This window comes from Acidobacteriota bacterium (assembly GCA_016713675.1).
In the GTDB taxonomy this organism is placed as follows: domain Bacteria; phylum Acidobacteriota; class Blastocatellia; order Pyrinomonadales; family Pyrinomonadaceae; genus OLB17.
This window is the reverse complement of the sequence record JADJOS010000004.1, coordinates 712297-718903: the sequence shown is the minus strand read 5'-3', so window position 1 is coordinate 718903 and position 6607 is coordinate 712297. Positions and strand designations below refer to the sequence as shown.

At 51.1% G+C, this 6607-nt stretch carries 6 protein-coding genes and 3 pseudogenes; 2 read left to right on the top strand and 7 right to left on the bottom strand.

What is annotated here, in order from left to right:
- Positions 1-469: 469 nt before the first annotated feature.
- From IPK01_16765 to IPK01_16740, 6 genes and pseudogenes are all read right to left on the bottom strand, one after another.
- Positions 470-993, bottom strand: a pseudogene (locus tag IPK01_16765) (TIGR00730 family Rossman fold protein).
- A 43-nt stretch (positions 994-1036) separates the two neighbouring features.
- Positions 1037-1195: a hypothetical protein gene (locus IPK01_16760; GenBank protein ID MBK7935084.1), complete on the bottom strand. Its 159-nt coding sequence runs from the start codon at positions 1193-1195 to the stop codon at positions 1037-1039.
- 96 nt (positions 1196-1291) lie between these two features.
- A pseudogene (locus IPK01_16755) lies at positions 1292-2049 on the bottom strand (enoyl-ACP reductase).
- 78 nt (positions 2050-2127) lie between these two features.
- On the bottom strand, positions 2128-2415 hold the full coding sequence (locus IPK01_16750; protein MBK7935083.1) for a hypothetical protein: 288 nt from the start codon (positions 2413-2415) through the stop codon (positions 2128-2130).
- Complete coding sequence (locus IPK01_16745) at positions 2412-2834, bottom strand: hypothetical protein (GenBank protein ID MBK7935082.1); 423 nt, start codon at positions 2832-2834, stop codon at positions 2412-2414. Before IPK01_16745 ends, IPK01_16750 begins: the two co-directional genes overlap by 4 nt.
- A 224-nt stretch (positions 2835-3058) precedes the next feature.
- Positions 3059-3993, bottom strand: a pseudogene (locus tag IPK01_16740) (bifunctional hydroxymethylpyrimidine kinase/phosphomethylpyrimidine kinase).
- A gap of 174 nt (positions 3994-4167) precedes the next feature.
- Here IPK01_16740 and IPK01_16735 point away from each other — a divergent pair.
- Both IPK01_16735 and IPK01_16730 read left to right on the top strand, forming a co-directional pair.
- Complete coding sequence (locus IPK01_16735) at positions 4168-4482, top strand: hypothetical protein (protein ID MBK7935081.1); 315 nt, start codon at positions 4168-4170, stop codon at positions 4480-4482.
- A 39-nt stretch (positions 4483-4521) separates the two neighbouring features.
- The gene (locus tag IPK01_16730) at positions 4522-5379 is read left to right on the top strand and encodes a hypothetical protein (GenBank protein MBK7935080.1); all 858 of its coding nucleotides are present in this window, start codon (positions 4522-4524) and stop codon (positions 5377-5379) included.
- Here the strand turns inward: IPK01_16730 and IPK01_16725 are convergent.
- On the bottom strand, positions 5372-6292 hold the full coding sequence (locus IPK01_16725) for a trypsin-like peptidase domain-containing protein (protein MBK7935079.1): 921 nt from the start codon (positions 6290-6292) through the stop codon (positions 5372-5374). The genes IPK01_16730 and IPK01_16725 overlap by 8 nt on opposite strands.
- Positions 6293-6607 lie beyond the last annotated feature (315 nt).

The window sequence follows — 6607 nt, the reverse complement described above, 5'->3', positions numbered from 1 at the left end:
TCAAAGATCGCAAAGAAACTTCGGTCCGCTAGGTAGCCGAATGTTGATCGTGATGACCACAGTTCCGTCTCTTCATGAGTCCGACGCCGCTGGCCGTTAGATCATCCAATTCAAAGCTTGCCGCCTGCGTCGAATATTGCCGCCGATGACATCGGTCTATGTTTGGGAAGAAGGTCAACAAGAAAGCGAACCTCTGTGCTGATGAAACCCTCGAAGAAAAATACGACGAACTCGCCTCGTTCATTACCGCAAACCCACAGCTACGACATCCCCGGAGATCGTCGCGATCAAGGCAGAGAAGAGGTATCAGAGCCATATCTAAATTGGATGTCATCGGCATTCGAAGATCAGAGATCAGCTTAGTAGTGTTAGCATCTGACATCTGACTACCTTTGCCATTATCGATCCCGGCGTAACACGTCTTAATGATGAAATCGACGGCGTCGCGAGGTGAATCGGTAAAGGTGTATCAAGCCGAGATCTTCGCTAGTTGATGTGTTTTCGTGGAGCATTGCCGATGTGATCCATTGCAGCATTCCGCCCAGTATTGTGAGCCGAAAAGTACGACCGGGAAGTTGCGGATCTTTTTGGTCTGTATCAGCGTCAATGCCTCGAATAACTCGTCCATCGTGCCGAAACCGCCGGGGAAGATGACAGAGGCGTTGCTGTATGTGATGAACATCGTCTTGCGAACCATGAAGTATTTGAACGTCAGTGATTTGGTCAAATACGGGTTCGCGGCCTGCTCGAATGGCAGTTGGGTGTTGCAGCCGACCGAGACCGCTCCAGCCTCGTCGTAGCCTTGATTCGCGGCCTGCATGATGCCCGGGCCGCCTCTGTGATTATCTCAAAACCTGCGGCACCGAGCAGAAGCCCGACCTCACGGGCAGATTCGTACATCGGATCGTCAGGATGCGTGCGTGCCGAACCGAATATCGAAACGCCGCGAGTGATCGTCGCCAGCTCGTCAAAACCGTTGACGAATTCGCCCATGATTCGAAACGTTCGCCACGAATCAGACGTCCGATACGGATCATCAGGTTTCCGGCGAGCGAAGCAAAATCTCGTCGTCAGTCAGGTGCCAATATCCGGGTCGGTCTTCGCGTTCCTTCGCCTCGGCAACGGTCGCCGGGACCGCGATCTTCTTCTTACGGCTCACCGTCGGCTTGGATTTGGTTGTTTTTTTAACTGCCATTTTGTAAATGCAGAATGATGAATGCAGAATTATGAATCTTAGAAGCAGGGTTATGCGTTCCTCATTCCTCATTCCTCATTCCTCATTCATAATTGATTAGATTCCCATTATGTTATAACCGCAATCGACGTAGATCGTCTCGCCTGTAATACCGCTCGACAGGTCATGACGAGAAACATCGCGTGTTTCCGACTTCGGTCTGCGTAACGTTACCCTGCGCGGCGAACGCTGGCCGACGTACGCGAGCAGGGACCCCATGCCTTTAACGCCGCGTGCCGACAGAGTGTTTATCGGACCAGCCGAGATCGCGTTGACACGGATGTTGTGTTTGCCTAGATCGGAGGCGAAGATAACGTGTCGAGGCCTCGAGAGCGGCCTTGGCGCCGCCCATCACGTTATAATTCATCACCACCTTTTTCGACCCGTAATACGTCATCGTAATGATCGAACCGCCATCGGTCATCGCGGCTTTGCGGCGGCGGAGAGATCTGCGTAAGCGAATATGCTGACCTCAAGAGCAGTTTGAAACGCGTCGCGTGTCGTGTCGACAAACTCGCCTTCGAGAGCCTCTTTCGGTGCAAACGCGATCGAATGTACGAGAAAATCGAGTTTGCCGTATTTCTCTTCGACGGCGGCGAACGCTGCATCGACTGGTCCGATCGGACACGTCGCACGGCACGACCAGCGAACCATCGAGCGTTGCGGCAAGTTCCTCGACGTTCTCCTTGATCCGCTCGGCCTGATAAGTAAACGCCATCTTGGCTCCCTGCCCGGCACAAAGCCACAGCACAAGCCCAAGCGATCGACCGCTTATTCGCGACCCCGAATATCATTCCTACTTTGTCTTTTAACATAAGATTTTAGGGGCGAGTGCCGAGTGACGAGTGGCGAGAAGAATCACTCGTCCCTGCATCGTCCGTACGCCCTACTCACTAACGCCTTTCCCGCGGCATCTCAAAATCGAGCATTCTGATGTCGATATCGTTCGAGCGACGTGTGATCAACATGCCGCGGAGATGTTCTTCTTCGTCATTGGGTCGTCCGCTGACGAGGACGGGCATCGAACAAACGCAGTCAACCCTTGCCTCGGCGAGGGTTCTTCTTTGCAAGCGACACTTTTTTGAGCATCGACTCGATCTTTCCTGCCGGACGTCGGGCGTGACGAGGAACGAGACCTCGGTACGCGTGATCAGGTCCTGTTCGACCAAAATGCTCGTCAAACGACGCTCCGCCGATATTCACGTGACGCATCAGCGGCAGGTTCTCTTCCTGCTGGATCTGCCGCAGGGCGAGGGTCTTCGGCGACGATGTAGGCCGTCAGCAGATCGGTCAGCGAATCGCCGCCGACGTTTAACAGCCGTGCGAGTTCGTGGACCTCGAGAATTAACATTCTGCCAGCTGCCCGGCTCAGGCATCGCGGCATCCCAGCGGATGAATTTACGATCGTCGGTCGCCGCCGTCCGGCGTTTGTCCGCCATATAAAGCAGCACGACCAGCACGAAAACGAACGCCGCCGCAGCACAAACGACGGCCGCCGCAATACTCTGTTCAACGCACGGACAACACCACGCCCGCGATCGACAGCACCAATACGGCACCGCTCGCGATGATCAGCGGGTAATTGGTCTTGGCGGCTCAAAACGAACCAGCGGATTGTCGTTCTTCTTGTCCATCTTCACCGGATCGAAAATGAGTTGCCACTAGGTTTTGGCCTCACGGATCGGCCAGTGCTGACGCCGTAGCTAGTGGATAGGCAAGCAAATTTCCCGTGCTTTAGCCAAATTCGGGCTAAAGCCCGAGACCTCGAAAGCACTCAACCTTCACCTAAAAGTGGAGGCAACTCATAAAACCAAGATACAACAACTATGCGTTCGCCGCCCTTTCAAACGGAATATCGTCAAAATGCGTCATTGTCTTGAACGCCTTGAAACGCTCGGTGATCTCGGGATAATCCAGCGCGTCGACGCGTTCCGTCCCGAATTTCTCCACATTGAACGAAGCCATCACCGAGCCGTAGACCATCGCCCGCCGGAGCGTGTCGTTGGTCACTTCTTTGTGAGCGGCGAGATAGCCCATAAAACCGCCGGCGAACGTGTCGCCGGCTCCTGTCGGATCGAAAACGCTCTCGAGCGGATACGCCGGCACGACGAAGTAGCCGTCCTTCGTAAACAAAGTCGCGCCGTATTCGCCGCGTTTGATGACGACGGCCTTGGGGCCGATCTCCATGATCTTGCGTGCGGCGGCGTGAATGCTCGCTTCGTCCGTCAGCTGCCTCGCCTCGGCGTCATTGATGATGATGCAATCGACGACCTTGATGGTCTCGATGAGGGCATCCTTCATCGAGGTTATCAAAAATTCATGGTGTCCATCGCCACAAATTTCGCGTTCGGCATCTGTTCGCGGACCTGTGTTTGCGGCAGCGGCAGGATGTTCGCGAGGAAAAGGAACTCCGCACTTTGCGAATTCTCGCTCAGCTTCGGCTCAAACGTCTCGAACACATTGAGCTGGGTGTCGAGCGTGTGGGCGGTGTTCATATCGTAATCGTAACGCCCTTTCCAAAAGAACGTCTTGCCCTCGGGCACGATCTGGATGTCGTCGGTGTTGATGAAGTGGCGTTTGAAAACCGCCCATTCCTCATCGCCAAAATCACCGCCAACCACGCCGACAGCGTTCACCTTCGTAAAAAAGCTCGCGCTAAGGCCAAAATGCGTCGCCGCCCCGCCCAATATCTTATCCCTCTGCCCAAACGGCGTCTCCAAAGCATCAAACGCCACACTACCCACAACTGTTAATGACATGTCTTAAATCGATCTCCGAATATATTAGTATCAAAACGCAATGCTACATTTTACACGCCAACGCGAGAATATGCGAAGAGCCTAGATATCCGTGAGGGCGAAGGGAATCATCGAGGAAAATATTTCTTTATCCAATATTGATTGTTTGATAGACTCGCCTCACGGAGAAGAATTATGGAACGTGATGTTCAAGTAATGCTGGAGTGTTTCGAATTCGATTGTGTAGACCAAGTAACTGGCGAGATGACCAAGGAAAGCGGTTCGTCAAATATAGAGCTAGCTCGTGCTGAAATCGAACGTATTGAAAGTGAAGGTCGAAGGGTGGAGGCTGCCATATTGAAAACATCCTACTTTACAAGGGTTGGTTCGGGTCCGGCTATTGATCCACTAGAAATAAGCTTTCCTCGAAATGAGTTCGACGAACTGAACCAAGACTTCATTAATAAGGCTCTAGCTGATGGGCTAGCAAAGCGTCAACTCGTGCGCTAGTTTCGGCAAGTGGTTTTAACTCTTAATCAGGGAACCATTATGAATAAGATATTTTCCAGCTTTCTACTGCTAGCGCTCAACATCGCGGCGTTTTCCCAAAATGCCTCAACGGCTAAACAGTACAAAAGAGTTTCTTGGACGAACACGACGGAATGTCTAAAGGCGGACTTTTCGGAAGACGACCTAAAGAAGAATACTGTTGTTTGTGACTCTTTTATTCGGGATGGAGCGAACATAAAGATCATAAAATTCAACGACACCATACTCTCGGTGATTATTGGTGACGATGGTGACTATTTAATTGCGGATACTCTTGTAATAAACAATTCAAAAGAGCGGCTTTTGGTGAATCCAGAACACGCGACCATGTTTTTTTGGAAAAGCGGGGACACGAAACAAGCCCCAGAAGTTGCAGCACCAATTTCCGGCGAGAAAATTGCCAAGAAGATAAGAAACCGCATTGCATGGGCAAATGCCCTGGGAGCGATCGGTGCTGGCATGCAAACTCAAACCGCTACTGTTGACACCTCAAGTTCCGGCACGGTGATGGCAACCGGAAGTAATGGAAGTTCGGCAACAGGAATCTATTCCGGAACGTCCCAATCGACAATAACTACTCAAAATACTCAAGCACAGGTTCAGGAAGCTATGACTGCCCGAGATAGGACGGCAAAAGCAAATAGCGTAGGAAATTCATATGTTGCAATGGCGTTGAAAGGAAACACTCTTTTGAAAAACAATCGACTAGCGGTCTCATCTATTTCAAAAGGACGAAGGCCAAATTTGCAATCTTCACCATTGAATTGGGCGACGTACTTTTCGACTTCGCATTTACAAACCCAAAGTAACGTATTACGGGACAACCTCGATCGGACGGTCACGGGCGACGCTATTTAGCATCTTGTTCAATAGCGGGTTTATCGTTGGCTTCCTGGATCCATTGAGCAAGCGTATCTTGAAGTAATAATTCTTCGATCTTCCAGCACGGGATAACAATCGCGAACCCAGAATGGGATTGAACCTCGTACTGGCATGGGTAAGGAACTCCATTGTCTCGAACTTGAGTTGCTTGCCACGGACGACAACCTCCTGCGTCAATCCCGATCAGTCTAATTGGGTTGTCTGACGGGTCGAATTCCAATTCTGGGACAGGGATATTATAAAACCTCTCGAGTACGGTGCTAACGGAGAGAAATGACGTCAATCCGACTTGTGTGTGAAATACGGGCGAGCCGCTAAAACCTTCAATTGAGTGCATCTCAACAAGAAAAGCCTCCTGCGGATCAATGGTTGAGCTGTATGATATTGGTTCCAACGGGTCCGGAAATTGGCTAACAATTCCCGACCGGACAACCGGTCTATTCGTAAGTTTTCCTGGGCTTCCGGAAAAACGCCCGACCATGTAAACATCGCCACCGACGTTGACCGCAGATGGCTCAATCGTATGTGTCGGTTTTAGATCATCCTTGCGCAAGAAATGACTTACGTTGATTCCCTCGAAACAATATTTTTCAGGCTCATCGACGTACGCCCAGAAAACATCCGCTCCATCTTTATGCGGAATCCAATCGAGTTTGGAAGGAGAGATGATGTCTGGATCGCCGCCATCGGTTCGGTTAACTCGAATCGTTGTAAAACCTTCATCAATTACGTGTTTGTTGGTACCTGCATATACAAACCTTCGACCCGATTCAGAACGCCGATGAACTAGGAAACCAGTCCCTCCGAACTTTTCACCGGTTAGAGCGCTAGATTCATCTGCGAAGAGATAACAAATATTTTCGAATATGCTCGGAACAATTATTAACATTTTACAAAGCAGTAGCTAAGGCAAATACTATCAAGATTATATTCGAGAAATCCTCTTTCACGTAAACGAACTTGCTCGTGCATTCTTACGGCTGTGCCGTTTGATAAGCGGAAGTGGCTGTGCCCTTCCGTATTGCATCTCACCAAACTCCCGGAGGCTGTGCCTCCGAGATTCGCGGCGTTTGGAGGCCGAGCCTCCTTGGTCTTTTTAGTTTGGCCGGACGGAAAGGCAGAGCCGTTTCTGGCACAAAAAACGTGCCAGTGTTGCGGTAGGCCCGCAACCGCCGCTCATCAGCGGGCAAAGCCCGAAGATTTG